Source organism: Sphaerisporangium perillae (assembly GCF_023276435.1).
GTDB lineage: Bacteria > Actinomycetota > Actinomycetes > Streptosporangiales > Streptosporangiaceae > Sphaerisporangium > Sphaerisporangium perillae.
In genome coordinates, this window is record NZ_JALLPO010000117.1 from 1 (window position 1) to 649 (window position 649).

The window sequence follows — 649 nt, forward strand, 5'->3', positions numbered from 1 at the left end:
CATCCGCCGCTCGGTAAGTGGTTGATCGGTGCGGGTGAGTGGTTGTTCGGTGCCAATCCGTTCGGGTGGCGGTTCGCGGCGGCGGCGGTCGGGGTGATCTCGATCCTGGTGCTGGCGCGGGTGGCGCGGCGGATGACCCGTTCCACGCTGCTGGGGTGCATGGCGGGTCTGCTGCTGGCGTTGGACGGGTTGCATTTCGTGCTCAGCCGTACGGCGTTGCTGGACATCTTCTTGATGTTCTGGGTGCTGGCCGGGTTCGGCTGCCTGGTGGTGGATCGTGATCGTTCCCGGGAGCGGCTGGCGGCCTGGTATGAGGGTTCACGGCTGACCGGGACGGGTCCGTGGCTGGGGATGCGTCCGTGGCGGATCGCCGCGGGGGTGTGCCTGGGGGCGGCGTGCGCGACCAAGTGGAGCGGCATCTTCTTCCTGGTGGCGTTCGCGGTGATGAGCCTGGTGTGGGACGCCGGGGCGCGGCGGGCGATCGGGTTGCGCCGCCCCTACAGCGGGATGCTGCGCCAGGACGCCCCCACCAGCCTGGTCGCCATGGCGCTGGCCCCCGCGGTCACCTACATGCTGACCTGGACCGGCTGGTTCGCCACCGCCTACGGCTACGGCCGCAACTGGGCACAAGCCACCTCCAGCGGCTGGG

1 protein-coding gene is annotated in these 649 nt (G+C 70.1%); it reads left to right on the forward strand.

Annotated elements, in window-relative coordinates; translation table 11 throughout:
* Nucleotides 1-42 precede the first annotated feature (42 nt).
* The coding region (locus MYF83_RS42260) for a phospholipid carrier-dependent glycosyltransferase (protein WP_248966453.1) at nucleotides 43-649 on the forward strand (607 nt) is incomplete at its 3' end.